Annotated in this window: 16 protein-coding genes and 1 tRNA gene; 4 read left to right on the top strand and 13 right to left on the bottom strand. The window is 65.6% G+C overall.

Annotated elements, in window-relative coordinates; all coding sequences use genetic code 11:
* Positions 1-138: 138 nt before the first annotated feature.
* From ACGHN1_RS11175 to ACGHN1_RS11160, 4 genes are all read right to left on the bottom strand, one after another.
* The gene (locus ACGHN1_RS11175) at positions 139-1,422 is read right to left on the bottom strand and encodes a dicarboxylate/amino acid:cation symporter (protein ID WP_390550982.1); all 1,284 of its coding nucleotides are present in this window, start codon (positions 1,420-1,422) and stop codon (positions 139-141) included.
* An 11-nt stretch (positions 1,423-1,433) separates the two neighbouring features.
* Positions 1,434-2,438 (bottom strand): N-acetyl-D-Glu racemase DgcA, encoded by a 1,005-nt coding sequence (dgcA, locus tag ACGHN1_RS11170; protein WP_390550981.1) that lies wholly within the window; start codon positions 2,436-2,438, stop codon positions 1,434-1,436.
* Positions 2,438-3,460 carry an N-acetyltransferase DgcN gene (gene dgcN, locus ACGHN1_RS11165; RefSeq protein ID WP_390550980.1) on the bottom strand — a complete coding sequence of 341 codons (1,023 nt, stop codon included), beginning with the start codon at positions 3,458-3,460 and terminating at the stop codon, positions 2,438-2,440. The genes dgcA and dgcN overlap by 1 nt, the downstream gene beginning before the upstream one ends.
* Positions 3,461-3,550: 90 nt before the next feature.
* Entirely contained in the window at positions 3,551-4,435 is an 885-nt protein-coding gene (locus ACGHN1_RS11160) for a LysR family transcriptional regulator (RefSeq protein ID WP_390550979.1), read from the bottom strand.
* Between the two features lie 176 nt (positions 4,436-4,611).
* Here ACGHN1_RS11160 and ACGHN1_RS11155 point away from each other — a divergent pair, with 176 nt between their 5' ends.
* The gene (locus ACGHN1_RS11155; protein ID WP_390550978.1) at positions 4,612-6,219 is read left to right on the top strand and encodes an amidohydrolase family protein; all 1,608 of its coding nucleotides are present in this window, start codon (positions 4,612-4,614) and stop codon (positions 6,217-6,219) included.
* A 79-nt stretch (positions 6,220-6,298) separates the two neighbouring features.
* On the opposite strand, the gene ACGHN1_RS11150 is transcribed toward ACGHN1_RS11155, so the two are convergent.
* The gene (locus tag ACGHN1_RS11150) at positions 6,299-9,109 is read right to left on the bottom strand and encodes a TonB-dependent receptor plug domain-containing protein (RefSeq protein WP_390550977.1); all 2,811 of its coding nucleotides are present in this window, start codon (positions 9,107-9,109) and stop codon (positions 6,299-6,301) included.
* A 564-nt stretch (positions 9,110-9,673) separates the two neighbouring features.
* Here ACGHN1_RS11150 and ACGHN1_RS11145 point away from each other — a divergent pair.
* Positions 9,674-12,073, top strand: a complete 2,400-nt coding sequence (locus tag ACGHN1_RS11145; RefSeq protein ID WP_390550976.1) for a penicillin acylase family protein — start codon at positions 9,674-9,676, stop codon at positions 12,071-12,073.
* 2 nt (positions 12,074-12,075) lie between these two features.
* Here the strand turns inward: ACGHN1_RS11145 and dacB are convergent, their stop codons facing one another.
* Positions 12,076-13,569, bottom strand: coding sequence for a D-alanyl-D-alanine carboxypeptidase/D-alanyl-D-alanine-endopeptidase (gene dacB, locus ACGHN1_RS11140; protein WP_390550975.1), 1,494 nt, complete (start codon positions 13,567-13,569; stop codon positions 12,076-12,078).
* A gap of 174 nt (positions 13,570-13,743) precedes the next feature.
* Between dacB and ACGHN1_RS11135 the strand changes: the two genes are divergently transcribed.
* On the top strand, positions 13,744-14,613 hold the full coding sequence (locus ACGHN1_RS11135) for a BadF/BadG/BcrA/BcrD ATPase family protein (RefSeq protein ID WP_390550973.1): 870 nt from the start codon (positions 13,744-13,746) through the stop codon (positions 14,611-14,613).
* On the opposite strand, the gene nagA is transcribed toward ACGHN1_RS11135, so the two are convergent.
* Both nagA and ACGHN1_RS11125 read right to left on the bottom strand, forming a co-directional pair.
* Complete coding sequence (gene nagA, locus ACGHN1_RS11130) at positions 14,595-15,746, bottom strand: N-acetylglucosamine-6-phosphate deacetylase (protein ID WP_390550972.1); 1,152 nt, start codon at positions 15,744-15,746, stop codon at positions 14,595-14,597. The two genes, ACGHN1_RS11135 and nagA, sit on opposite strands and share 19 nt — an antisense overlap.
* Complete coding sequence (locus tag ACGHN1_RS11125) at positions 15,743-16,783, bottom strand: SIS domain-containing protein (RefSeq protein WP_390550971.1); 1,041 nt, start codon at positions 16,781-16,783, stop codon at positions 15,743-15,745. Before ACGHN1_RS11125 ends, nagA begins: the two co-directional genes overlap by 4 nt.
* Positions 16,784-16,854: 71 nt before the next feature.
* Here ACGHN1_RS11125 and ACGHN1_RS11120 point away from each other — a divergent pair, with 71 nt between their 5' ends.
* Entirely contained in the window at positions 16,855-17,739 is an 885-nt protein-coding gene (locus ACGHN1_RS11120) for an N-acetylmuramic acid 6-phosphate etherase (RefSeq protein WP_390550970.1), read from the top strand.
* A 4-nt stretch (positions 17,740-17,743) separates the two neighbouring features.
* Here the strand turns inward: ACGHN1_RS11120 and ACGHN1_RS11115 are convergent, their stop codons facing one another.
* From ACGHN1_RS11115 to ACGHN1_RS11095, 5 genes are all read right to left on the bottom strand, one after another.
* Entirely contained in the window at positions 17,744-19,600 is a 1,857-nt protein-coding gene (locus ACGHN1_RS11115; protein WP_390550969.1) for an amidohydrolase family protein, read from the bottom strand.
* Positions 19,597-21,657 (bottom strand): S9 family peptidase, encoded by a 2,061-nt coding sequence (locus ACGHN1_RS11110; protein WP_390550968.1) that lies wholly within the window; start codon positions 21,655-21,657, stop codon positions 19,597-19,599. Before ACGHN1_RS11110 ends, ACGHN1_RS11115 begins: the two co-directional genes overlap by 4 nt.
* A gap of 90 nt (positions 21,658-21,747) precedes the next feature.
* Positions 21,748-22,761 carry a serine hydrolase domain-containing protein gene (locus ACGHN1_RS11105; RefSeq protein ID WP_390550967.1) on the bottom strand — a complete coding sequence of 338 codons (1,014 nt, stop codon included), beginning with the start codon at positions 22,759-22,761 and terminating at the stop codon, positions 21,748-21,750.
* Positions 22,758-24,263 carry a permease gene (locus ACGHN1_RS11100; protein ID WP_390550966.1) on the bottom strand — a complete coding sequence of 502 codons (1,506 nt, stop codon included), beginning with the start codon at positions 24,261-24,263 and terminating at the stop codon, positions 22,758-22,760. The genes ACGHN1_RS11105 and ACGHN1_RS11100 overlap by 4 nt, the downstream gene beginning before the upstream one ends.
* Positions 24,264-24,628: 365 nt before the next feature.
* A tRNA-Pro gene (locus tag ACGHN1_RS11095) sits at positions 24,629-24,705 on the bottom strand.
* Between the last annotated feature and the right edge of the window lie 18 nt (positions 24,706-24,723).

Here is a 24,723-nt window from a genome sequence, read left to right as displayed (position 1 = left end):
AAAAACTGGTCGGGAGATAGGATTCGCGACCAGGTTTCAAAGCCTAGCAGAACTTACAGAAAACCGCTCTTTTCGACGCTCCAGACCGAAACATATCGATCTGGAAAATTCAAAAAGCCATCGAATTTGGTCGCAACGTCAATCGGCTTCATATCCATCGGTACGCGGGATGGGGACATTCGTTTGAATATCCTTTTTCCCGGATTCTCCGCTTTCCCATCTGGCCACCGATGCCGTTACGGTCAGATTGGCGCTGGCGCTCGCCACCGTGCGGGTCATGTCGAGCAGGCGATCGAATGGCAGAACGAAGCCGATCACGAGCGCGGTCTGCGCGGTCGAAACACCGACTGAGGCGAGAACGGCCGCGAGCATGAACAGCGAGGCCGAAGGTATCGGCGCGGTGCCGAAAGCGGCGAGCGCTCCGCTCAGGAAGACAATGCCCAGCATCGGGAGGTCGGGGGCTACGCCCAGTGCCTGGAGACTGAAGACGCTAAGCAGCCCGACATACATCGCCGTTCCGTCCTTGCCGATACTCGCCCCGATCGGCAGCACGGTGGAGGCGACGCCGCGATCGATCCGCATCTTGTCCATCGCCACGCGCAGCGCCACCGGTAGAGTCGCCGCCGACGATGCGGTGGCGAAGGCGACGGCGAGCGCATCCACCGCGGCGCGGTAGAAACGGCCCACATGGCGTTTCGCGAAGAAGGCAAGCAGGGGCACGTGAACCAGCACGATCTGCGCCATCACGCCGATGACGACGCACAGCGCCAGCCATCCGATATTGGCAAACACCGCCACGCCATTCTGCGCCACGGCCACGGCGATCAGCGCGAAGACCCCGTAGGGCGTGAATTCCATCACCAGCGCGACGAGGCGGAACAGGACCCGCGCAGCGGATTGCAGAAGCACTGCGATCGGTCGCCCTTCCTCGCCCGCCAGCACGGTGGCGAAGCCGAAGGCTATCGAGAAAAAGATGATCGCGAGCATGTCCCCCGCGACGAGAGCTTCGACTATATTGACCGGCACGATGCCCATCAACTGATCGTAGACCGGGACGGGTTCGCCCAATCGATATGCCTCGCCCGTGCCGATCGCCGCACCCGCGCCAGGCTCGATCAAGAGGCCAATGGCCATTCCGATCATGACCGCGCAGGCCGTGGTAAAGGCGAACAGGGCGACCGTGCGTCCCCCAACCGCACCGAGCCTGCGCGGATCGGCGAGCGCTGTGACGCCCGATGCAATGCTGATGAAGACGATCGGCACCACCAGCATGCGGATCAGCCGCACGAACAGGTCGCCGAGAAAGGCGATATAGGCGGTTGCGGACGGAGCGATCAGGCCGAAGGCGATCCCGGAGACGAGGCCAACCAGCACGCGCCGCCAGAGCGCCAGCCTCTGCCATCGCCGCAACCATTCTCTCATCGGAACACCTCCTACTCTGCGGCGCCCCAGAAACCGGCGTCGGGCGCGCGCAGCAATCCGTCTGCGAGCGAGACACCGCCCCGGCGATCTTCGGCCAGCCAGAGCGGACCGTCCAGATCGACGAACCCACTATCCGCGGCCAAGGCGAGAGCAGGGGCGATCGAGAGCGACGAGCTGATCATGCACCCCGTCATGAGCCCCAGTCCACGCTCCCGAGCGTGCCGCGTCAAGTCGAGGGCCGCGGTAAGGCCTCCCGCCTTGTCGAGCTTGACGTTGGCGACGGTGTACCCGCTCGGCAAACCTTCGAGATCCGCAACGGTGTGGATCGATTCATCGGCGGCGATCGGGATGCGCGAAAGGAAACCTTCCAAACCCCGATCCTCTTGGGCGGGCAAAGGCTGTTCGAGCAGGTCGACGCGCAGATCGGCCATCAGGTCCTGCAATCCCTCCAACTCCTTCATCGACCAGCTTTCATTGGGATCGACGATCAGGCGCGGATGCGGCGCCGCTTCGCGCACCGCGCGCAATTGCGCTGCCGGATCGCTCGCATCGACCTTGACCTTGATCAGCGCGGTCTGCGCCAGTTCGCGCGCGGCGGCGTGCATTGCAGCGGGCGTGTCGAGGCTGATAGTGAGGGCGGTCGGAATCGGCGCGAGCGGTTCGTTGAGGCCGAGCGTCGCGAACACGCTCGTTCGAGCCAATTGGGCTTCCAGGTCCCAAAGCGCGCAATCCACCGCATTGCGGGCCGCGCCGGCGGGCATTAGACTGAGCAGCTCTTCCCGGCCAACTCCCGCCTCGATCGCGGTTTGCTGCTTTTCGATCGCGGCGAGCGCGCTCGCCACGCTTTCGCCGTAGCGCGGATAGGGCACGCCTTCACCGCGGCCGACGGCACCGTCCTGCGCAATGGCGATCGTTACCACATCCGCCGCCGTCTTGACCCCTCGCGAGATCCGGAATGGTCGCGCCAGCGGGAGGCTTTCATGACGCGCGGAAAGGGTTCTCGGCGGTGTCGCCATCAGGCGCGTGCCGCCCCTTCCGCCGGTCCGAGCAGCGCTTCCAGGATCGGCTCCACGCCCATGCGGTGCGGATCCATGCAAGGCAGGCCGTGCTCGTCCTGCAAGCGCAGGCACAGCGCGACCGCATCGTTGGTATCGAGGGCGGAGGTGTTGAGAGCGATGCCGATCATTTTCACATTGGGGCTGGTCAGCCGCGCGGTCGCGAGATTGGCTTCGATGCACTCGGCGATGCCGGGCAGGGCGCGGCTGGCGAGACCGCGCATCACCCGTCGCGTGGGATCGTGGCACATCACCAGCGCGGCGGGTTGGGCGCCGTGCAGCAATCCGGTCGAAACGCCTGCGAAAGACGGATGGAAGAGCGATCCCTGGCCTTCGATCAGATCCCAGCCATCGTCGTACCGGGCGGGCGCGAGCCGTTCGATCGCACCCGAAATGAAGTCCGCCACCACAGCATCGAGAGGGACTCCCGCGCCCGCAACGAGAATCCCCGTCTGGCCGGTCGCGCGAAAATCGCACGCGACTCCGCGTGCCTGCATCGCGCGGTGCAGCGCGAGGGTCGTATACATCTTGCCAGAGGAACAGTCGGTGCCGACCGTCAGCAGACGGTTGCCCGCTCTCGGCTCGCCCGATCCCACGACGAGGTCCCGGGGCGGATCGCGTACATCGTGGAGTTGGCGCCCGGTCCGCTCCGCCGCTGCCACCAGGCGCGGCTCGTCCTTCAGTCTCTGGTGCAGGCCGGAGGCAAGGTCGAGCCCGGCTTCCATCGCCGCGATCGCATCGTCGATCACGTTATGGTCGAGCGTCCCGCCTGCATTGACGATGCCCAGCACCATTGTACGCGCGCCCGACGCCACCGCGTCCGCGAACCCCAAGCGCGGCAGGTCGAGCGTCAGGGTACAGCGATCGGTGCGATATTCCCCGACGCAGCTTTCCGGTCGGAAAATCGCCAGGCCGCGCGCGGTCTTGATGGCATAGGGATCGGTCGAATTGCCGAGATAGAGAAGATAGGGTGTCGCGATCATGAATTGCCCGCAAGCCAGAGAAAGGGGGATTCTAGGCTAAGCGGGGCGCCGCACCCAGCGAGAGCGTATCATACTGGGCATAGCGTCGGGCTATACCGCGTCGATCACTTCCGCGAGGACATCAAGGAAGTCCGCACCGGCCCGCGAGGGGGGACGTGTCTGGAGATGGACCGCGTTGATGTTGAAGGTGAGCGCGGGTTGCAGGGGACGGCTGGCAAGCCCCGCGGCCAGCGACGAGGCGGCGGTGAAATTGTCCACGATTGCCATGCCGAGGCCCGCCCGCACCAGCGCCGCCGCGATGTAATAGGTTCGCGAGGAGGCGCTTTCGGTCAGATCGACGTCAAGCCGCTCCAGTTCGCTGAGCAGCAATTGGCCGATCGGGCCGTTCTGGATCGGGCTGATGAAATCCCGTCCCACGAGATCGGCGAGGTGGAGGCGCGAAGGCGCGTCGGGCAGGTCTTCCGGCCGGAACAGCACCACCAACTCGCCTTCTCCGATTACCTGATGCGCGACCGGAGCGGCGGGGGGAACTTCGAAGCTGACCGCGATATCGGTCTCGCGCTCGTAGAGCTTGCGCACGATCTCGTCGTGATGCAGCGTCTGGAGATCGAAGCGGATCTCGCCGCGCTTCGCCGTGAACCGCGCCACCGCCTCGGGCAGGGCACCCAGGCCGAGTGATGGCAAGGCGGAAATGCGCAGCAGGCTGCCTTCGCCCTGACGCAAGTTCTGACAGGCTTGGCGCAGGGATCGCACGCGGTCCTGGATGTCGGAGACCTCGCCGAACAGGGTGCGCGCATCCTCGGTAGGAATCAGACGGCCCTTGGTGCGCTCGAACAGGTCAAGCCCGAGCGACTTCTCCGCATGGCGCAATACCTTGGTGACGCTGGGCTGCGAGACGTTGAGCGCGCGCGCCGCGGCGCTGACCGTACCGTGCAGGAACACCGCGTGGAAAACTTCGATCTGGCGCAAATTCATCGGTTGGACGACCTCTTTCGGCAAGCACGCATTCGTCGGGGTTATACGTCCGGCGGGGGTGCGATGGCAAAGGGGTGGACGGATTGGCGGCGATCGTAAATGCCTTTGCCGCCCCGATCCCCCGCACCTTTCCGAACGCGGAGACAATGATCCGCGCAACCGAAGGAGCCTTGCCAATGTCCCCACCCAACGCCCGATGCCTGACTTCGCTCATGGCGCTCGCCTGTTCGCTGGCGCTGGGGGCCTGCGTCACCAGCATGCCGCCGCCGGTCGATGTCGTGATAAAGGGGGGTACCGTTTACGACGGCAGCGAGCACGCGCCGTTTGTCGGCGACATCGCGATCGCCGGCGACAGGATCGCCTATGTGGGGCCACCAAAGCCCATCGCGGCCGAGCGGGTGATCGAGGCAGCGGGCATGATCGTCGCTCCCGGCTTCATCGATCCGCACACCCATGCCGATATCTTTCTACGCTCCGACGATCCGGCCGACCGGGTCAACGCGGCATGGCTTGCTCAAGGCGCCAGTACGGTCGTCATCGGCGTCGATGGCGGCGGCACCCCTGACGTGGCCGAGGATGCGCGGATGCTCGCTTCGTCGGGGATCGGCACCAATGTCGTACCCTTCGTCGGGTTCGGCGCCGTGCGCAGCCGGGTCCTGGGTAATGCTGCGCGCGCGCCCGCCGTGGCCGAACTGGCCAAGATGAAGGAACTGGTGGCAGGCGCGATGTGTGCGGGCGCGACCGGTTTTTCGACCGGTCTGTTCTACGCACCGCAAAGCTTCGCGACCACCGAGGAGGTGATTGCCGTGGCGCGCGAGGCGGGGCGGCGCGGCGGGCTCTACGACACCCATCAGCGGGACGAATCCTCCTACACGATCGGGCTGATGGCTTCGACACGCGAGGCGATCCGGATAGGCGAGGAAGCGGGGGCGCCGGTCCATATCGCCCATATCAAGGCGTTGGGCGTGGACGTGCACGGCCAGGCCCCCGAGCTTGTCGCGCTGATCGACGCGGCGCGCGCGCGGGGCATTCCCGTGACGGCCGATCAATATCCCTGGCTTGCGTCGGGATCGAGCCTGGATGCCTCGCTCCTGCCACGCTGGTCGGTCGATGGAGGCGGCGATGCATTCCTCGCGCGGCTGGCCGAGCCGGATACCGCGGCGCGCATCCGCAGCGAGATGGAAGAGAATCTGCGCCGCAGGGGCGGGGCGACATCCCTGTTGCTGACCGCGCCCGATCGCCCATGGACGGGCCGCACGCTGGCGGAGCAGGCGGCGGCGCAGGAAACGGATCCTATCGAGGCCGCCTTGGCGATCATCACCCAGGTCTTCCGTGAAGGCGGGCGCGGAACCGAGGTGGCTTCGTTCAACATGGCAAGGGACGACGTCGAGCTGCTGATGCGGCAACCGTGGGTTGTCACATCTTCCGACGGGTCGCTTGGCCATCCGCGCATGTTCGCCACCTATCCGGAGAAATACGAAACCTTCGTGCGCGAGCGCGGCACGATCGATCTCGCCCGGTTCATCCGACAATCGACCGGCCAGGTCGCGGATATCTATGGCATCGCGGAGCGGGGCTACCTGAAGCAGGGCTATTTCGCCGACGTGCTTGTATTCGATCCTGCGAACTTCGGGCCACGCGCAACCTATCTCGAGCCGCGCGAGTTGAGCGTCGGAGTCGAGGCGCTGTTCGTGAACGGCCGATCGGCGGTAGAGGACAGCAGCGTCACTGGCGAGGCGGCAGGGCGGGTATTGCTGCGACCCGAACCCGAAGACTGTCCGTGATGCCGCTATGATTTAGGGTAGATACGAAAGGCCCGCCCGCGGCGAGAACCGCGAGCGGGCCTTTTCATTCTCGATCGACTTAGAATTCGAGCCTGACGCCGAACCGGAACGAGCGGCCCAGCAGATCGCTGTAGGTGCTGTTCGCGGCCAGGCCGGTTTCCGGCAGGATGATGGGGTCGGCATCGAACAGATTGGTGATGTGGAAGTACACTTCCGCATCGGCCCCGACCACTTCCTCGATCTTGAAGCTGGCGTTCAGATCCACGTAGAACACGCCGTCGATGGTGTTGTCCGATGTGGTCCGCGCGAGCGCGGTGGTCGGCGGACAGTTGGATTGGCAATCGAACCGGGTGGCCGAATACAGCCCGCTGCTGACGCCCCGGCCAATCGCCGTCAGACCGAAATCCGAGGTCTGGAACGAGATCGAGCCGCGATAGAGCCAGTCGGGCGGACCGCTGCCCGAAAGGGTCCCGAGGACACTAATCGGCGTGCTGATTCCGTCGTCGGTGATGCTTTCCAGATAGTGCGTCGCGACCGCACGCAGGGCGAGCGAGCTGTCCTCCATACCGAACAAGTCCACGATCGGAACCCGGTACGAAACGTCGAAATCGATACCCCTGTTCTTGACCACGTTGAAGTTGAAGAAACCTGCCTGGAAGAACAGGTCGCGTACGCCGGTGGGGTCGGGACCGAAGGAGTTGCAGAACTGCTGGTTGCCTTCCTGACAGCGGTCGAAGATCGCCTGGGCACCATAGGCGCCGATCGCGCCATCGATGTCGATATCGTAATAATCGACCGAGGCGGAGAGACCGGGAATGAAGCGTGGAGTCAGGACCACACCGGCCGCCAGCGAGTTGCTGATTTCGGGTTCGAGGTTGGGATTGCCGAGCAGGACCGCACGATAGCTGGTTCCGTTCAGCAGCGTGCTGGTGTTCGAACTGCCCGCCTGGAAAAGCTCGTTGAGATTGGGCGCCCGAATGTCGCGCGAATAGGTGCCGCGCAGCATGATGTCGTCGATCGGCTGGAAGGTTGCTCCGACCTTGTAGGTCGTGACATATCCCGAGGTCGAATAGTCGGTTGCGCGTACCGCACCGTTGAAAGTGAGCCCGAAGCCCAGCGGAACCACGGCTTCCAGATAGGCTTCCTTGACGTCGTATTCGCCGAAGGTCGGAACGTAATTGCCGACCTGGAACCCGCCCTGAAATTCAGGCGGGACGAAACCCGAGATCTCTTCCTTGCGGTATTCGGCACCCACCGCGAGGCTGACATCGCCGGCCCATGTCGCGAAAGGCGTGAACGAGAGGTTGGCGCCGACCACGGTCTGTTCGATCTTCTGGTCGCGGAAAGGGTCGCCCAGGAAGTAATCGAACGAAGCCGGATTGGCGACGCCGATCCCGAACACGTTGAGCGGAACGCAGCCGTTGGAGGGGTTGGTCAGCGTCGAACGGCAGACGATCGTGCCGGTCGGAACGCCGAGGGCATTGCCTGCCGGAGCGAATACCGCATCGACCGCATTCGCGAACTCGGTGTTCTTGATAATGTCGCGCAGTTGCTCGTGCGAATTCGTCTGCCCATACTGGACATACGCATCCCAGATCGCTGTCTTTCCAGCGATCGAGAACTCGCCTTCCACGCCGCCCGCATAGCGCTGGACGTCGCGCGTGTTGTTCAGCTTGCGGAACGGCACGTCGCGAAGCGTCGTGCCAAGTGCCACAGAGGTGACGTTAGCCGGAAGAAGGGGGCCGAGCGCTAACTGAAGAAACGCATTGTCACGCGGGATTGCGGCCAGCGGGCCGGAGCTGGTGCTGGTGAAGAACTGCGGGCCCGCGTTGAAGAGGGTTTCCTGCCAATTGTAGGAACCTTCGACGAACACCGTCGCCCAAGGCGCCACCTCGAAGCTCAACCGGCCGAACACGTTGCGCCGATCTTCTTCGGCAGCAAGGCCGATCCGACGGTTCGTGTCGTCGACCAGATAATCGCCACCGATGGTGATCGTGCCGGCATCGGGATAGATACCGTAATCGTAGCGATTAATCGCACCACCGGAGCCGAAATAGATGCCCCGCAGGCTGTTCGCCGTTCCCCCGCGCGACGCGTTGATGATGCCGCCGGGCGCGGAGTTGTTACGGTTGCCGGGTGCCACGGTCAGGAACTGCGGCTGACCATTGGTCGCGGTGTAATCGGGGTTGTTTATGATCTGAGGAACCCCGAAGTTCCAGTCGCGATCGACTTCGAAGATGCCGTCCTGATGCGAAATTTGGCCGCTCACCAGGAAATGACCGCGCCCATCTGCGAACGGCAGGCCGGCGGCTCCATTGATTTGATAAGTGAATCCGTCACCCTCGTCGGTAATGCCGCTGTTCGCGCTGAGCTTGAGCCCGGTATAGCGCTTGTCGAGCACGAAATTAACCACGCCCGCGACCGCGTCCGAGCCGTAGGCTGCCGAAGCACCCCCGGTGACCACTTCGACCCGGCTGACGAGCTGTTGCGGAAACGTGTTGACATCGACATAGCCCTGCACGGTCGAGGCGACCGTACGCCGCCCATCGAGCAGGACGAGAGTGCGTTCCAGGCCGAGATTGCGCAGATTGATCGTGTTGATGCCCGACAAGCCGGAACTGATGTTCAGGCGCGAATTCGAAAGCTGAGCGCTGCCCGCGACCGACGGCAGCTGGCTGACGAGATCGAAGAGGTTGTTGGTCGGCGATTCCGCTTCAATCTGCTCCTGCGAGATCACCGTCAGCGGCGCGGGAGACTCGAAACCGAGCCGTGCGACGCGCGATCCGGTGACGACAATTTCATCGGCGGATCGCTCGACTGTCTCGGTGGAGCTCACCGCCGGGTCCTCGTCTTCGTCGGCGACGGTTTGCGCCGCTGCGGGAGCCGCCATGAGGCTGATTGCGGCGACGCCTGTAAGCGCGCTGCACCTCGCGAGACGAGTGCGTGAAAACGCGGATAAGGTTTGGGTGCGCAAAGGAGAGTTCATCGACAAGTCCCTCATAAATTTAGCGGGCGGATCGATGTCGCGGCGTCGATCCGCCGGGGCGGAACCGCTACGAGACATGACCAACCCCCGTCCCTGGAATGCCCGGACCGATCTGGTCCGGCTTGGTCTCACGATCATCCCTGATCGGCGGAGAGCGATCCGACCGCATCATGAATTTGCGCGTTTCTCACACGAAAAGCCGGATTATTTTTTATGCCACTTTCCGTACGATCGAGACTACGCCTCGCGGCGTTCGCGTCAATACGATGACACTAACGACTTGCGGAAGAAGGTATAAACACAGGGCATACGCTGGCTTCGCACGGGTCCCTGCGATGGCCCCGAATAGACCGTGGCTATGGGAAACGGGCACAACGATATGCGCATCATCGTGTCTCCTCTCTAGAACCGAAGCTGGTCCATGGCAGACGGAGCAGCTCCATTGACACCTCGATCTGGTCTTACCCGATGACGCGGCGCGCGATGCTGTTGGCTTCGGTCGGCCTGGGCCTCGTCGCGAACCTGCCGGGTCGGCTGGCCGCGCGATTCACTTCGTTTTCTCCGCGTCCGCAGAAGGGCCTGCGCGAACCTGTCGAAATTCTCGAGGATCGCTTCGGCATACCGCATGTGCGGGCGAATTCGGTTCACGACGCCTACTGGGCGCAAGGCTATCTGGTGGCGCGCGACCGGCTGTTTCAGCTCGATCTCGATCTGCGGCGCGATCTGGGGCGGATGGCGGAGGCATTCGGACCATCGTTCCTTCCCGCCGATCGTGCCGCTCGCCTGTTTCACTATCGCGGCGATCTGAAGGCGGAACTGGCGACGATCCCGTCCGATGTCGTGGATGCGGTGCGAGGCTATTGCGCCGGCATAAACGCGCGGATCGACGAAATCGCGGCAGCGCCCGAACTGGCGCCGCGCGAATATGGGATCCTCGGCATCGCGCCGTTGCGCTGGACGCTGGAGGATTGCGTGCGCCGTCGCGGGGCGGGCAGTGACGATGCCGACGAGGAAATACGCCGCGCCATGCTGGCCGCGCGCGGGTTGATCGATCTTGAACATTGGCGCGAACCGTTGCGCCTGGACTGGGATTTCACCGTTCCCGAGGAGCTCGACTGCGCTGCGGTGAGCCGAGACGATCTGGGCGCCCTGCGCGATCTCGACCGGCCGCCCGCCATTGAACCTGCGCTCGTCGCCCGGATCGATGGCGCTCTCGGCCGCCAGCTGGATCGCGAGGGGCGGCGGATCGATCTCGCCGCGCAAGGCAGCAATGCCTGGACCGTGGCGGGATCGCGCACGGCGAGCGGGCGGCCCATCCTGGCCAACGATCCCCATCTGGCGATCGGCGGCTTCAGCCCGCGCCACATCGTCCATCTGACCGCGCCCGGTCTCGATGTTATCGGAGCAGGCTATCCCGGCCTGCCCGGCATCATGCAGGGCCATACCGACCGGTTCGCCTTCGGGCGCACGAATTTCCATATCGACCAGACCGACCTGTTCGTGCTCGAGACTCATCCCGACGACCCCGACCTCTATCGCCGCAACGGGGAATGGACGCCGTTCGATCTGGTCGAGGATACGATCGCGGTCGCGGGCGGGCCATCCGAGCGCGTGACATTGCGCTTTGCCCAAGGGCGCGCGGTGATCGCGCAGGACAGAGCGCGGCATCGCGCGATCGCTTTCGCGACGGTGACCATGCTGCCGGGCGCGAATATGCGCTTCGCAATCGTCGCGATCAATCTGGCGAAGGATTGGGACGGCTTGCGCAAGGCGTTCCGCCTGCATGTCTCCCCCACCAATCTGCATTACGCCGATATCGACGGGAATACCGGATGGCACGCGATAGGCTTCGCGCCGGTGCGCCCGCGCCATGACGGCCTGTTCCCCGCCCCCGGTGACGGATCGTTCGACTGGACCGGTGTCATGGAAGTCGACGAGATGCCGAGCGTATTCAATCCGGCATCCGGTCGGATCATTTCGGCCAATGCCATGAATCTGCCGAAGGATTATCCGTTCGCCGAACGCATCTTGAGCTTCACTTGGTCCGATCCGTTCCGGCATGACCGGATCGACGACGTGCTGGCCGGGCAGGAATCCCACTCGCTCGATGACAGCGTAGCGCTGCTGCACGACAGCTTCGCGATTCCCGCTGCAAGGCTGATTGCTCTCTTGCCGGAAAATCCTGCGCCGGAAGCGCGGGAAGCGGCGGCGATGCTGGCGGGTTGGAACGGCGATCTCGATGCGGAGAGCGGTCCGGCCCTGCTATACGAAATGGTGATCGCGGCATTGTCGGAGCGGTTTCATGCGGCGATCGTCCCGCCCGAGGCGCGCGATCTGATCTCGCGCGTCAATCTCGATGCGATGCTGAGGGCGCTGGCAAGCCTCGATTCTCGATTGGGCAACGATCCGGCGGGAGCGAGACGATCCTTGATCGAGGGAGCGCTAGTCGATGGGTGGGCGAACGCGGTCGAACACGCCGGGACCGATCCCTCCCAATGGCGCTGGGGCGATCTCCATCGCGTGAATATCGCACACCCCCTGTCGGACATTGCCGCGATCGCTGCGAACTTTCCTCCGATCGATGGCGGCCGCTCCGGCGGAGACGGCACCACGGTGATGGCGCGCGGCATGCGCTCAGGCGGAGGCTACGAGGTGCGGCATGGCGCAAGTTTCCTCTTCGCCGCCGATGTCGGGAATTGGGATCGGACGCGCTTTCTTTTGCTGCCCGGCCAATCGGCCGATCCCGATTCGCCTCATTATCGCGATTTCTATAAACCCTGGCTCGCGGGTGAGATGATGGAATGGTCCTTCAGCCGCGACGCCGTGGACAAGGCGGCGGTGACGCGCTTCACGCTTTCGCCGGATTGAAATCAGCTCTCGGCGGCGATCGCCACCAGCGCCGCATCCAGCGCCGCGATCGCCGCGCTCTCCCCACCGGGCGGGATGTCGTTGGCGAAGGCGGAGAAGGCCAGCAATTCGCCGCTGGCCGCCGTCAGATACCCCGACAGAGCGCGCGATGCATTGAGCGAGCCGGTCTTGGCGAAGATGCGACCGGCAAGCGGGGTTGCGACGAAGCGCCGGGCGAGCGTGCCGTCGATCCCGCCGACGGGGAGCGTCGCGCGCCAGGCTTCACCCCAATCCGCACCCGCCGCCCAGGCGAGCAGCCGTGCGGTGACACGGGGGCTGAGCCGGTTGTAGCTGGACATGCCCGAACCATCGGCCAGAACGAAGCCATCGCGGGGCTGGCCCGCCGCGCTCATCATATCCGCCAGCGCCCGCTGGGCATCGGCCATCGAACCGCTGCCCTCGATCTTTGCGACGCGGCGGAGCATCAGTTCGGCATGGAGATTTTGGCTCTGCTTGTTGATCGTCACCATGTCCGCGGCGAGCGCTTCGGGCGGCAATTGTGCGAGCATTTCCTCGTGCGGCGAAGGGGCAGCGGGCGCATTGCCGCGGCTGTCCGGATCGTCGGCTGGTAATAGCGGCCGATAACGCGCGACGATCTCTCCCGAAACCGCGACCCCGCGATCTTCCAGCAGGCGAGCGAGACGCCAGGCGGCGCGGCGAGCGGGGTCGTCCACGCCAAGCCGATAAAGTCCTGGCTCGGTATTTTGGCCGAACGTGCCGTCCACCACCAGCGTATCGCTTCCGGGCAGACGTCGAATATCGAGTGCGTTTTTCTCCCCCGCGACTGTGCGGGTGCGATTGTCGATGCGATAATAACCGTCGCTCTGGATTCGCGCTGCCGCGCCAACGGGGCCGGGCGTAACACTCAGAGCGAATTCGTTATCGTCCACCAGCAAGGCTGCGATGGCGGTGCCGTAACGAAAGGGGATGTTGTTCCAGCTCATCCCCGCGCTCCAACGCTCGTCGGGATACCAGCTCGCGTCGCCGACGACATTGCGGACCCGCCGCGTGCGCGCCGCCACCGCGTCGGCGAGCGTGGCGAGGCACTGGACACGGCAATCCGGCGCGCTGGACAAGGTCGCCTCGCCGCGCCCTTCGAGAACGATATCGAATGTGTCGCCGCTCACGCGTTCGAGGCGCACGCCGGTTCCTTCCGCTGCCTGTTGCAAGGCGGGAAGCTGGCGATAGGCCGCAAGGGTGGTGTAGAGCTTGGTATTGGATGCGGGCATGAACCGCGCATCCGGCGCCATGGCCAGCAGCTCGCGGCCGTCCAGGCGCTGGACGACCAAGCCGTAGCGCGTCCCTTCGGGCGCGTCGGACAGGATCGCCGCGACACGTTGATCGAGCGTGCCGGTGGTCGCAGCCGAAGAGGATGGGGGCGGGGGCGCCGAAACCTGCTGCGCCAAGGCAGGTATAGGAGCCAGGAGGGCGAGAGCACAGGCGAGGATCGAACGCATCGCTTCACTCTAGCGCCCCTGATCGCGGCAGGCAGCACTTTCTGTCGCTTTGCCGGTTCAAAATCCAAGTGTCTGCCATAACCCGAGGTCATGCCCTTCCCGGCGACCGAGCGCGTATCCTCGCGCGCATGTCGCTAAGGGGTGGTAGAGCCGTAGCGGATGGAAGGGCAGGCGATGGCGCGATATTATCTCGGGTTCGATGTCGGCGGCACCCGCACGCGCGCGCGGCTGATCGACAGTGGGGGAACGGTCCTCGGATCGGGAAATGCCGGGCCGGGCAATACCCGCATGGGGCTCGATGGCGTCCGGGCCGTCCTGGACGAAGCCGGTCGGCAGGCGATCGCGGCAGCCGGGCTGGAGGCGAACGAGATCGGGGAGGTGGCGATGGGGGCGGGGATCGCAGGTCTGTCGCGGACCGGCGCTCGCGCCGCGCTGGAGGCGATCGACTTTCCCTATGCCGCCAGCACCTTCGCCTCGGACGGAATGATCGCCAATCTCGGGGCACATGGCGGGCGCGACGGTGCGATCCTGGTTATCGGCACGGGCAGTTCGGCCCATGTCCTGCATGAAGGCAACAGCTTCACGATCGGGGGCTACGGTTTTCCGATCTCGGACGAAGGCAGCGGCGCCGCGCTCGGGCTCAGCGCGATGCGGCATGCCCTGCGCGCCCTCGACGGGCGTACCAAGCCCACGCCGCTCAGCAGCGCGGTGACGAAGGGCTTCGGGCACGAAACCCCCCGCGCCGTCGCCTGGATGGATGCGGCCCGCCCGGCGGATTACGCCAGCTTCGCACCGCTGGTGATGGATTTCGCGGAAGCCGGTGACGAAATCGCCTGCTCGATCGTCGAAGATGCGGCGCGGCATATCGAACGCTTCATCGAGACGATTTTCGAGCGCGGCGCCCCGCGCTGTGCCCTGGCCGGCGGCCTCGCGCCGCGCATGCAGCCCTGGCTGAAGGCGCGCACCGTGGCGCGGTTGGTCCGGGCCGAAGGCGATCCGGTCGAAGGGGCGCTGTATCTGGCGGGCTACCGCGCTCGGGAATAATCGAACAGTCGCCCGGCAATCCAGACGCGGCGGACACGCAGCGTCTCGTCGAGATGGACCAGATCGGCGGCCATTCCCGGCGCTATCGTTCCGCGCGCATCTTCCATCTCGAGGAAGGCCGCCGGATTGGCACTGGCGAGGCGGCATGCGTCCGCAAGCGACAGGCCGAGCATTTCGATCGCTTTGCGCACCGCCAGATCCATAGTCAGCGCGCTTCCCGCCAGCGTGCCGTCGGTGCCGCGCAACGCGCCGTCCGCAACGCGGATCGTGCGCCCCTGAAGATCGAACTGCGCCATGTCGGTTCCTGCAGGCGGCATCGCGTCGGTCACCAGCATGGCCCCGTCGAGCCCGCGCGCGGCGAGCGCGACGCGCAGGCTGGCCGGGTGGACGTGATGCCCGTCGACGATGATGCCGAACCGGCTGGTCCGGTCGTCCAGCGCCGCTCCGACCATGCCGGGTTCGCGCGATCCGAACTGGGTCATGGCGTTGAACAGGTGCGTGAAGCCGTTCAGACCTTCGCCCAGCGCGCGCCGCGTCGTGGCGTAATCGGCGGTGGAATGCCCTGCCGCGACCACCAGCCCCGCCTCGCGCAGGCGCGCGATGGTGCCAGGGGGCACCGTTTCCGGGGCCAGCGTGATCAGCCGGACGGCCTTCGACTTGCGAGAAAGCAGTTCGAGTTCTTCATCCGTCGGCGCTCGCACGAAGTGTTCGGCGTGGATGCCTCGGCGTTCGGAGTGGATGAAAGGCCCTTCGATATGGATCCCCAGGATCCCGGGCACATCCGCTTCGATCGCCGCATCCACCGCCGCGATCGCGCGCCGCATCGTATCGAGATCGTCGCTGATCAATGTCGGTAGCAGGCCGGTGGTGCCGAACCGGCGATGCGCATCGGCGATGGCGGCGATCGTTTCGACCGTAGGCGCATCGTTGAACAGGACACCGCCCCCACCATTGACCTGCGTGTCGATGAAGCCAGGGACGAGATAGCCGCCTTCCAAATCGATCGCATTGGCGGAACGCGTGCCCGCCGATGCGATCTCGCGGATCGATCCATCTTCGATCGTCAGGACCGCGTCGTCCCGTATGCCGTCCGGCGTCACGACCCGAGCACCCGAAAGAGCGATGGCATTCATCGCGTACGCGTGACCTTCGAAAGATGCGGGGGCCTGTCGGGGTCGAGCCTTCGCTTGCGGGCAAGCGATTCGACGAAGCGGTAGAAGCTCTGGATCGACGCTATCGCGTCCACCGCCGGATCGCTCGAGTTTGCGGATTGGAGGGGAATTGCGCAATCCTCGCACCCGGTGCCGATGATGGTCGCGCCTCGCTCCGCCAGCGCGGTGAGCCGATCGGCGAAGCCTTCGCGCGCCGCGTCGCTCGGTGTGAAGGCGAAGATGGGTTCGCCTTCGCGTACCAGCGCCATCGGCCCGTGCGCGACCTCCGCGCTGCTGAACGCTTCGCCGTGGATCCGCGCGACCTCCTTGAATTTCAGCGCCGCCTCCGCCGCGATCGGCAGCGTCGCGCCGCGCCCCAGAACCAGCAGCCGCTCGATCTGGGTCAGCGGTTCCAGCGCGGCGCTCCAATCCGCGTTCCAGGCTCGCTGCAAAACCGGTGCAAGCTCGTTTAGCGCCCGTTCCAACCGATCGTCGATCTGCACGGCGGCAACGAGATCGGCGATGGCGACCAGCGAGGCGATGTAGCTCTTGGTCGCCGCCACGCTCGTCTCCTCGCCCGCATGCAGCGGCAGGAGGATATCGGCCTGCCGAGCCAGAGGCGAGGTCTCGTCGTTGACGAGCGCGACCACGAGCGCCCCCGCCGCGCTGGCCGCGGCGGCGCTCTCGATCAGATCGGGGCTGCGCCCGGATTGCGAGATCGCGATCGCCAGCGTCCCTTTCAGTTTCGGAGATGTCGCATCGAACAGCGTCGCAAGCGAAGGGGGTTGGCTGAGCACTGGAATACGCAGGCGCGTCTCGAACAAATGCTTCGCGAAACCGGCCGCATGGTCGGAAGACCCCCGTGCGATCGTGATCGCAAAGGGGGGATCGAGCATGCGAATCCGCTTTGCCGCCTTTTGCACCGCATCGCGATTGCGTTCCCGCTGGAGCGCGACCCGCTCCGGCGCCTGTGCCGCTTCGAGAAACATCCGGGACGAGAGCGATGACGTTTCGCTCATAGCTCGATCCTATAGGGCAGCGTCGACGTTACAGCTTGGCAATGTGCGCCGGCCCGCGATACGCCGAGCGGATGAGCACAGAGAGCATCGATCCCGACCTGAAGGAAATCGATCGCTGGCCTCTGGAGCGCGCGATCGCCGCGATCCTTGCCGGGCAGGGGAGGGCCGTCGCGGCCGTTGCGCAGGTCAGTCCCCAGATCGCGGATGCGGCAAATGCTGCGGCGGGGCGATTGGGCTCGAGCGGGCGGATCGCTTATGCAGGAGCAGGCACTTCGGGACGGATCGGCGTGCAGGACGGGGTGGAGCTGACCCCCACCTTCGGATGGCCGGAGGATCGGCTCGCCTTCTTCCTCGCCGGTGGCCCCGATGCGATGATGCGGGCGGTGGAAGGGGCGGAGGATGACGAGCATGCCGGGCGCATGGCGGTGAGCGACGCGGGCTTGGGCCGAGCGGACGTCTTGATCGCCCTGGCGGCGAGCGGGCGCACGCCCTTCACCATCGGGGCGGTGCGCGAGGCGCGCGAGCGCGGCGCTCTTGCCATCGCCTTCGCCAACAATCCCGACAGCCCGTTGATGGCCGCGGCGGGGGAGCATGGGATCCTGCTCGCCACCGGCCCGGAAGCAATCGCGGGCTCGACCCGGCTGGGGGCTGGCACCGCGCAGAAAGCGGCACTCAACGCGCTCTCCACCGCGATCATGCTGAAGCTGGGCCTCGTTTATCGCGGATTGATGGTGAACATGCGCATCAGCAACGCCAAGCTGGAAGGCCGCGCCATCGCCATGATCGAAAGCGTCGCGGGCGCCGATGCGGATCGCGCGAAGGACGCCCTTGCGATGGCCGAAGGAGATATTCGCACCGCGGTTCTGATCGCGCTGGGGCTCGATCGCGCAGCGGCCCGGCAGGCCCTGTCCACGGGTGAACCTTTCGAAGCTCTGGTCGAGCGGTTGCGCGCCTAGGCGCTCAATAGAACCGCACATCGCCCAGTTCCAGCCAGGCTCGCCCGCCGGGTTCGCCGGTCAATTCAAAGCGGAGCGCACGCAGGCGTTGGAGGTCGAGTTGCGCTTCACCGGCCGTGACGAAGGTCGTGAAGGGCAGGCGGATCGTCCGCTCTTCCGGACCCGCGGCGAAATCACTGTGGTACCATTCGCTCCCGTTCAAGCCGTAGCTCTCGAGGCGCAGGCGATAGGAACCGGCGCCGCGCGCAGTGAAGGCCACGCCGGTGAACTGGCTGGCATCCGCCGGCAACACTGCCCCCTTGGTCAGGGGGAGGACGAGTTGCGCGAAGGGCTGCGCTCCGGCGCCGAAGGTCGCCAGGCTGAAGATCGGATGGTCTTCCCCCGGGCCATGCCGATGGACGAAGGCGATATCGCTGTGATCGCTGCCCGCATCGGTGGAATCGACCGGCAGCGTGTCGAGATCGGTTCGCCCGTCCGCGCGCGCGCCGGTCAAGATCGGCCCAGCCATGCGAATTGTCGGAAGCGGCGTCATCGCCGGATCGTCGCGGTGGGCGCGCAGCTCGGCCAGCGGCACTGCGCGCCCCGCCTTCCACACACCCGCGACGTTCCAGAGGTCGCCGATGTCCTCGTCCGGGCGCCCGTCCACCAGCGCCAGGTCGGCGCGTTTGCCGACCTCGATCGTGCCGTGATGCTCCGCTTGGCCCATGATCTGCGCGCTGGTGCGGGTCGCCGCGACCAGCGCTTCTGCCGGGGTGAGGCCGAGCTCGACCAGCCACTGGATTTCTCGGATCGCGGAGCTGCCGTGATAGACGCCGCCGATCCCCGCATCGGTTCCGACACCGATCGGAATACCCGCGTCGTGCATCGCTCGCAGGTTTGCCTGAAGGATACCCCACCGGGCGGAGACAGGGGGTTCGACAACGCGATTGCCGCGCGCCGCGCGTGCCGCTTCGCGCGCGCGTTCGGGTGAAGAGAGGACGCCTTCTTCCTGGTTCGAGACCGCGCGTACATCGCTCGGCTCGTAGACCACCAGCGTGGAAACATAGGCCGTGCCGTTCTCGCGCATCAAGTCGATCAGTTCCTCGTCCGCGAGGGTATCGCCGATTCCGTGGACGACCGCGTCGACGCCCGCAGCGGCGGCTACCTTCGCGCCTTCCAGCGTGACGGTGTGCGTCACCACCGGCGTTCCGCGCGCGTGGGCATCGGAAACGATCGCGGCCAGTGTGCCGGTGTTCATGGAATTGAGATCGGGCCCACGATTGTAGCGCCAGCCATCGGCGAACACTTTGACCACGTCGGGGCGATAGGGCAGGGCACGATCCATGATGAGATGCGCGGCACGCGGGCTCGCAGCCTTCATCGTGAAGAAATCGCCCCAGCCATATTCGGTGCCATGCCCGCCCGGTACACCCGCCCGAACGGCAAGATTGAGATGCGGCGCCCAGATCGCATCGGGTCCGCTTGTGATCGCGCGGATCGGTTCGAGCATCTCGGCGGACAGCGAATAATCGTTCACCGTGGTGATGCCGTTGACGAGATAGCCCGACCAGGCCTTCGCCATGTCCTCGGGCGCGGAATAAGCAGGTGAGCGCAGATGGGTGTGGAGATCGTGGAGGCCGGGTATCAGCGTCCGGCCCTTCGCATCGACCACGCGTGCACCGCGCGGGCGGCGGATCTGCCGCGCAATCTGGGCGATGGTCTCGCCGCGGATCAGGACATCGCCGCGAAAGACAGGTTTGCCGGTCGCGTCGAAGATACGGGCGTTGCGGATCAGCGTAAATTCGTCCTGCTGCGCCGTTGCAGGCGGGCCGAAAAGTCCGATTGCCAGCGCGACGAGCAGGACGAGAAATGTGCGGATCATCGCGCGGGCTTAAGTTTGCGCTGGAGAAATTCGCCGGTCGCTTCGAGCGCGGTAAGCCAACTGGAATAGCGGAAGAAATCGTGGCGCTCGTTCGGCAAAGCCAATTCCTCGAAAGGGACATCGCGCGCCGTCAGTTCGCGGGCGAGCAATAGCGACTGGCGGTAATCGACATTGCGGTCATCGTCGCCATGGATGAGGAGGACCGGCGAGCGCCAGTCCTCGATCGAACCCATGGGGGAGGAATCCCATTGCAACTGCTGGATCTCGCGGATTTCCTCGGGCGAGTAGGTATCGGCGACCGGGCGGACCATGGCGTGCACGCCGTGGAGGTCTACACCCGCCTTGAAGATGTCGCTGTCACGCGCCAGCGCCAGCGCGGCGAGGTATCCACCCCAGCTGCCGCCCCAGATGCCGATGCGGTTATCATCGACGCCTGGCTGTTCGCCCAGCCAGCGCGCGCCTGCCAGGATGTCGCGATATTCCGACGCGCCGGCGCGGGCCTTTTCCGGTGCCTCGCGAAAGGCGCGGCCGTAGTTGGTGCCGCTGCGGTAGTTGACCGACAGCACGTCGTACCCGGCGGCGGCGAACTCCTGATTCCGGATATAGGTGTTATGGTAGTAATAGAGCGGCATGAAACCCGGCAGCATCTGCCGGCGCGGGCCGCCATGGGCGAAGATCAATGCGGGCCGCGGTCCGGCGCCGGCACCGCGGAAATACTGGCCGTACACCGTCTCCCCGTCCGAAGCGGTGAAGGTCACTGATCGCGGTGTGGGGTAGGCGACGCGCGCCACCGCGCCCAGCGGCTGCATGTCCTCGACCAGAACCGGATGGGCCGGCGCGGTCGCTGTGGTTACCGTCGCGGCCAGCCGCTCGCCGCCGAACGTCGGGAAGAAAGCGAACACGTCCTCGCCCGTCAGGCGTTCGGTCGCGCCGCTGGCGATGTCCGTGCGCCACAGCGTGCGGCTGTCCAGATTGCCGGGATTGGCCGAATAGACCATCCCGCGCCCGTCAGGCGTAGGGATGAAGTTCTCGACCTCGTTCGCGTTCGGCGTCAGGTCGCGCGCGGGGCCGCCTCCGGCGGGTACGGCGAGGATATGGAGCCAGCCCGTGCCTTCGTAGGGGAAGAGGAGGTGGCCCGAACCGGTCCAGAACAGGTTGCGCGCGCGGGTGCCGTAATATTGCGCGCCTTCGCCCTCGGGCGCGGTCCATACGGTGCGCACGGCGCCGCTTGCGATATCGCCGACCTGTACGGACCAGAAGGACCTTGTGCTGTCCTCGAACTTCGGGGGCGGCTCGCGGAACTGGATCCATGCGACTTCGCGCCCGTCTGGCGACAGGGCCGGGGCGCTCGAGAAGCCGAGCGCCGCGCCGATATAGCGCAGCGATCCCTCGGCGAGGTCGAGCACGCCCACGATGCTGTGGCCCGATCGCAGTTCGCGAAAGGTGAGGCGGTTGCCGTCGGGCGACCAGCCCAGGTCGCCGATCGACCCGTCGACATCGGCCACTTCGCGCGCGCCGTCGTTCGCGCTCCAGACCATGATCGCGCTGCCGCGCACGAACACGATGCGCGATCCGTCGGGCGAGAAGAGCGGGCTGTGCCCCCGGCCGATCGCCTGCGCTGTGCCGTCTCCGGCGACGTCGGCCAGGAAGAGCGTTTGTTGAGGCGCTTCGGGCAGGGGGGTGGTGTTGGGCAGCGGACCGTCCGAAAAGCCGGAATCGCCGCCGCGCACCCAGGCGATGCGCGTGCCCGCGGGATCGAGGGCGAGGTCGTACAGCTCGATCCCGTCATCCGCTGTGAACCGGGTGCGCATCCGCGCCGCCGCGTCCGGGCGGCCGATCCAGATGTTGCGTATTCCGGCCGCATTCTCGACCCAGGCGAAGATCGGCACATCCTTCGCCCCGACGAGGCCGGACGCGAAGGGCACCGCCAGGTTCGCGGCCAGTTGCTGCTGGCTCTCCTCCAGCGAGAGCGGCGCGGCCTTGGCGTCCTGCGCGAGAACCGGCATGGCGGAGAGCGCGAGCGTCAGCGCGGCGAAGAACGGGACGAGAAATCGCATGACCGCCTGACTAGGGTGGGGCGCGGCGCGATGGCAAGCGCGCGTTCGGCCCGTCATGCCGGCAGGTTATAGCCGGGCGCGGATCGCGCATCAGTGCGCCGCGTCCCACGCCGCGATCACCGCGTCGCTCACCTGCGGGCGCAGTTCGTAGATAGCGCGGTCGCGATGGCGGGTGGGGTGGACGCGATTGGTCAGCAGGGTCCAGGCCATCTTGCGCTCGAAATCGATCCACAGGCCGGTGCCGGTAAAGCCGGTATGGCCGATCGTCGTGCGCGAGCAGGCTTCTCCGCCCGACCAGCCGCCATAGGGCAATTCCCAACCATGCGTGCGGTGGTGGAAATGAGACGTGCGGATGAGGCGCATCGATTCGGGCGACAACACCTCGCCCGACATCAGCGCACGCGCGAATTCCAGGACCCCGTCCACCGTCCCGAACAGGCCGGCATGGCCGGGTGCGCCGCCCAGGGCCGCGGCGTTCTCGTCATGCACCTCGCCCTTCAGGATGCGGTCGCGCCAGGTGCAGAACTCGGTGGACACCGCCGGCCCCGGTGGCGGTCCGTAAGACAGTCCCTCGCCAAGCGACCAGGCTGACATGGGCGCGCCCGTAATCCGCTCGACCGCGATGCCCAGCAGGATGAAATTGATGTCGGAATAGACGGGTGGCCCATGTTCCCAGGCGCGCTGGAGGACGAAGGCGCGCGCCCGCAGGGGATCGTCGCCGTAGGTATAGATCGGGAAGACGGCCGGCAGGAAGGTCTGGTGCGCGAGGCATTGCCGAAAGGTGATCCGCCGCTCGGGCGCATGTTCGATATCGTATTGCCGCAGATCGGGAATGACGCTTGCCAGCGGCGCATCGAGATCGAGGCGGCCCTGCTCGGCAAGGATCAGCACGATGGTTGTGGTGGCGATGACCTTGGAAACCGAAGCGAGATCGAACCAGTGGTCGCGCGTCAGCGGCTCCGGCTCAGGGACGATAGCGGCACTTCCGGTGAAGGCGACCGCGCTATCGCCATCGGCGTCGATCACACCGACGGCGGCGCAGGGCATGCGCCCTTGCTCGACCATGGTGCGGGCGGGTGCGAACGCTTGTTCTATGTCTATCATGCGGCCTCGACCGGTCCGGCGCTTGGCCCGCGCGAGCGAATGCGCGCGAGGAAGGGAAGGAAGACGATGGCGGCGACGCTCGCCGCGCCCGTCAGGACGAAGAACCCGTCATAGCCGATCACCTGTTGCATTTCGCCCGATGCGCCTGCCAGCAATCGTGCGAGCAGGAAGGCGAAGCCGGACAGGAAGGCGTATTGCGCCGCAGGAAAGCGCGGGTTCACCAGCATCGAAAGATACACCACGAAGACCGCGCCTGCGAGCCCGTTGCCGAATTGATCGACGGCGACGCTGGCGTAGAGGACCCAGCCTTCGGGCGGCCGCCACCATAACCAGACATAGACCCAATTGCCCAGGGCCGCGACCAGCGCGCCTGCCGCGAGTGCCCAGGACAGGCGCCATCTCGCCGCCATCCAGCTGCCCAGCGCCACACCCGCCATGCTGGCGGGCAAAGCCACCGCGCCATCGGCGATGCCGATCTGGTCGAGCGAATAGCCGCGTGCGTCCCACATCGGATGCGACAGCGTAAGCGCCAGCACATCTCCGACGCGGTAGAGCGAGACGAAGCCGAGCACGACGAGCGTGGCGAAGCCATAACGCCAGAAGATATCGACGAAGGGGCCCAGGGTCGTCGAGCGGAGCAGGGGCGCATCGCTGGGCAGGCGCTTGATGCGCGGCAGCGCGGCTGCGAGGAGCGCGAAGGGCAAAAACGCTATCACGATCACCGCAGGGGTGAGGTTCGTATCGGAATCGATCCCCGCGCCCGCCAGCATCACGAGAGCGAGCCAACCGACGATGGCGACGATCGCACAGGCTGCGGCGAGAATCACCGCCGCGATCGCCACGCCGGCACCGAGTGCTTTCGAGCGCGCACCATCGGTTCCGGGCTCGCGACGGGTCAGCGCGAGGACCGGAAATGGCGCGAAAGCAGCGAAAGCGATCGCGAGATAGGCGAAAGTCCAGTCCGCGCGGGCGGCGATCAGCACCGCGCCGCTGCCCGCCGCTACCATCGCGCTGCGATAGCCCCACAGATTGGCCGCCACGATCGGCGCCTGGGCTTTCTGGGTCGGGGCGAGCTCGATACGCCAGCCATCCGCCGCCACTTCCAGTGTCGTCGTCCAGAACGCGAGCAGGATCGCGAACAGCGCGACGAGCGGCAGGTCGCTGTCGTCGCTGGTGAAGGCCATTCCCACCATCGCTGAAAAGATGCCGAGCTGGGACAGCATGATCCATCCGCGCCGCTTTCCCCAGAACCGCGAAAAGCCGGGCACCGAATACCGATCGAGCAGCGGCGACCAGAGGAACTTGAAGGTCGGCAGCAACGCGACCCAGGCGAAATAGCCGATGGTGACGATATCGATGTCGTGCCGCGCCATTCTCAGCAGCAGCACCGCATTGAACATGAAGAAAGGCAGACCGGCTGAGAATCCAAGAAGAAGATAGAGCGGCAAGATACGCTGGGTCGTGAATTTTTGCCGACTGTCGCCTTCGATAGTCTGATCCAAGGTGTGCTCTCCCGAAGCTTGCATCCATTGGCGTCGAAGCCTCGGACCTTGTCAATCGCGATGCCGCCGGAGTGGGCAGAACGATAGACCGAGGCTATATGCGCGCAGAGGGTCCAGCTCTGCGTCGATTTCCGGACGCGAAAGACTGCCGCGCGACGAGTCAGACCGCTTCTTGATCTCAGTCCGATGCGATGGTGAGGTTCTTGTGAGCACCGGCGAGCCGACCCTTACCAGCCTCCGCGAACTCCTCTTGGATCCGCAGCCGAGAACTGCCGACTGGCCTCGATGCGAATGTCCATGGAGGACGCTCGTCGTCAAAGGAAAACGGCGGAATTCTGGGGCTTATTGTCGGAAACGACGAAAATTGGTCGGGGAGAGAGGATTCGAACCTCCGGCCCCTGCCTCCCGAAGACAGTGCTCTACCAGGCTGAGCTACTCCCCGACCGATCGGGCGCCCGGC

The sequence above is a fragment of the Qipengyuania sp. MTN3-11 genome (assembly GCF_042851825.1).
In the GTDB taxonomy this organism is placed as follows: Bacteria; Pseudomonadota; Alphaproteobacteria; order Sphingomonadales; family Sphingomonadaceae; genus Qipengyuania.
This window is presented reverse-complemented; position numbering and strand designations above follow the sequence as displayed.

Excerpts from the sequence above, each read along its gene's own strand:
- ACGHN1_RS11175 (WP_390550982.1), bottom strand. The coding sequence starts at position 1,422 with ATGAGAGAATGGTTGCGGCGATGGCAGAGGCTGGCGCTCTGGCGGCGC.
- dgcA (WP_390550981.1), bottom strand. The coding sequence starts at position 2,438 with ATGGCGACACCGCCGAGAACCCTTTCCGCGCGTCATGAAAGCCTCCCG.
- dgcN (WP_390550980.1), bottom strand. The coding sequence starts at position 3,460 with ATGATCGCGACACCCTATCTTCTCTATCTCGGCAATTCGACCGATCCC.
- ACGHN1_RS11160 (WP_390550979.1), bottom strand. The coding sequence starts at position 4,435 with ATGAATTTGCGCCAGATCGAAGTTTTCCACGCGGTGTTCCTGCACGGT.
- ACGHN1_RS11155 (WP_390550978.1), top strand. The coding sequence starts at position 4,612 with ATGTCCCCACCCAACGCCCGATGCCTGACTTCGCTCATGGCGCTCGCC.
- ACGHN1_RS11150 (WP_390550977.1), bottom strand. The coding sequence starts at position 9,109 with ATGGCGGCTCCCGCAGCGGCGCAAACCGTCGCCGACGAAGACGAGGAC.
- ACGHN1_RS11145 (WP_390550976.1), top strand. The coding sequence starts at position 9,674 with ATGACGCGGCGCGCGATGCTGTTGGCTTCGGTCGGCCTGGGCCTCGTC.
- dacB (WP_390550975.1), bottom strand. The coding sequence starts at position 13,569 with ATGCGTTCGATCCTCGCCTGTGCTCTCGCCCTCCTGGCTCCTATACCT.
- ACGHN1_RS11135 (WP_390550973.1), top strand. The coding sequence starts at position 13,744 with ATGGCGCGATATTATCTCGGGTTCGATGTCGGCGGCACCCGCACGCGC.
- nagA (WP_390550972.1), bottom strand. The coding sequence starts at position 15,746 with ATGAATGCCATCGCTCTTTCGGGTGCTCGGGTCGTGACGCCGGACGGC.
- ACGHN1_RS11125 (WP_390550971.1), bottom strand. The coding sequence starts at position 16,783 with ATGAGCGAAACGTCATCGCTCTCGTCCCGGATGTTTCTCGAAGCGGCA.
- ACGHN1_RS11120 (WP_390550970.1), top strand. The coding sequence starts at position 16,855 with ATGAGCACAGAGAGCATCGATCCCGACCTGAAGGAAATCGATCGCTGG.
- ACGHN1_RS11115 (WP_390550969.1), bottom strand. The coding sequence starts at position 19,600 with ATGATCCGCACATTTCTCGTCCTGCTCGTCGCGCTGGCAATCGGACTT.
- ACGHN1_RS11110 (WP_390550968.1), bottom strand. The coding sequence starts at position 21,657 with ATGCGATTTCTCGTCCCGTTCTTCGCCGCGCTGACGCTCGCGCTCTCC.
- ACGHN1_RS11105 (WP_390550967.1), bottom strand. The coding sequence starts at position 22,761 with ATGATAGACATAGAACAAGCGTTCGCACCCGCCCGCACCATGGTCGAG.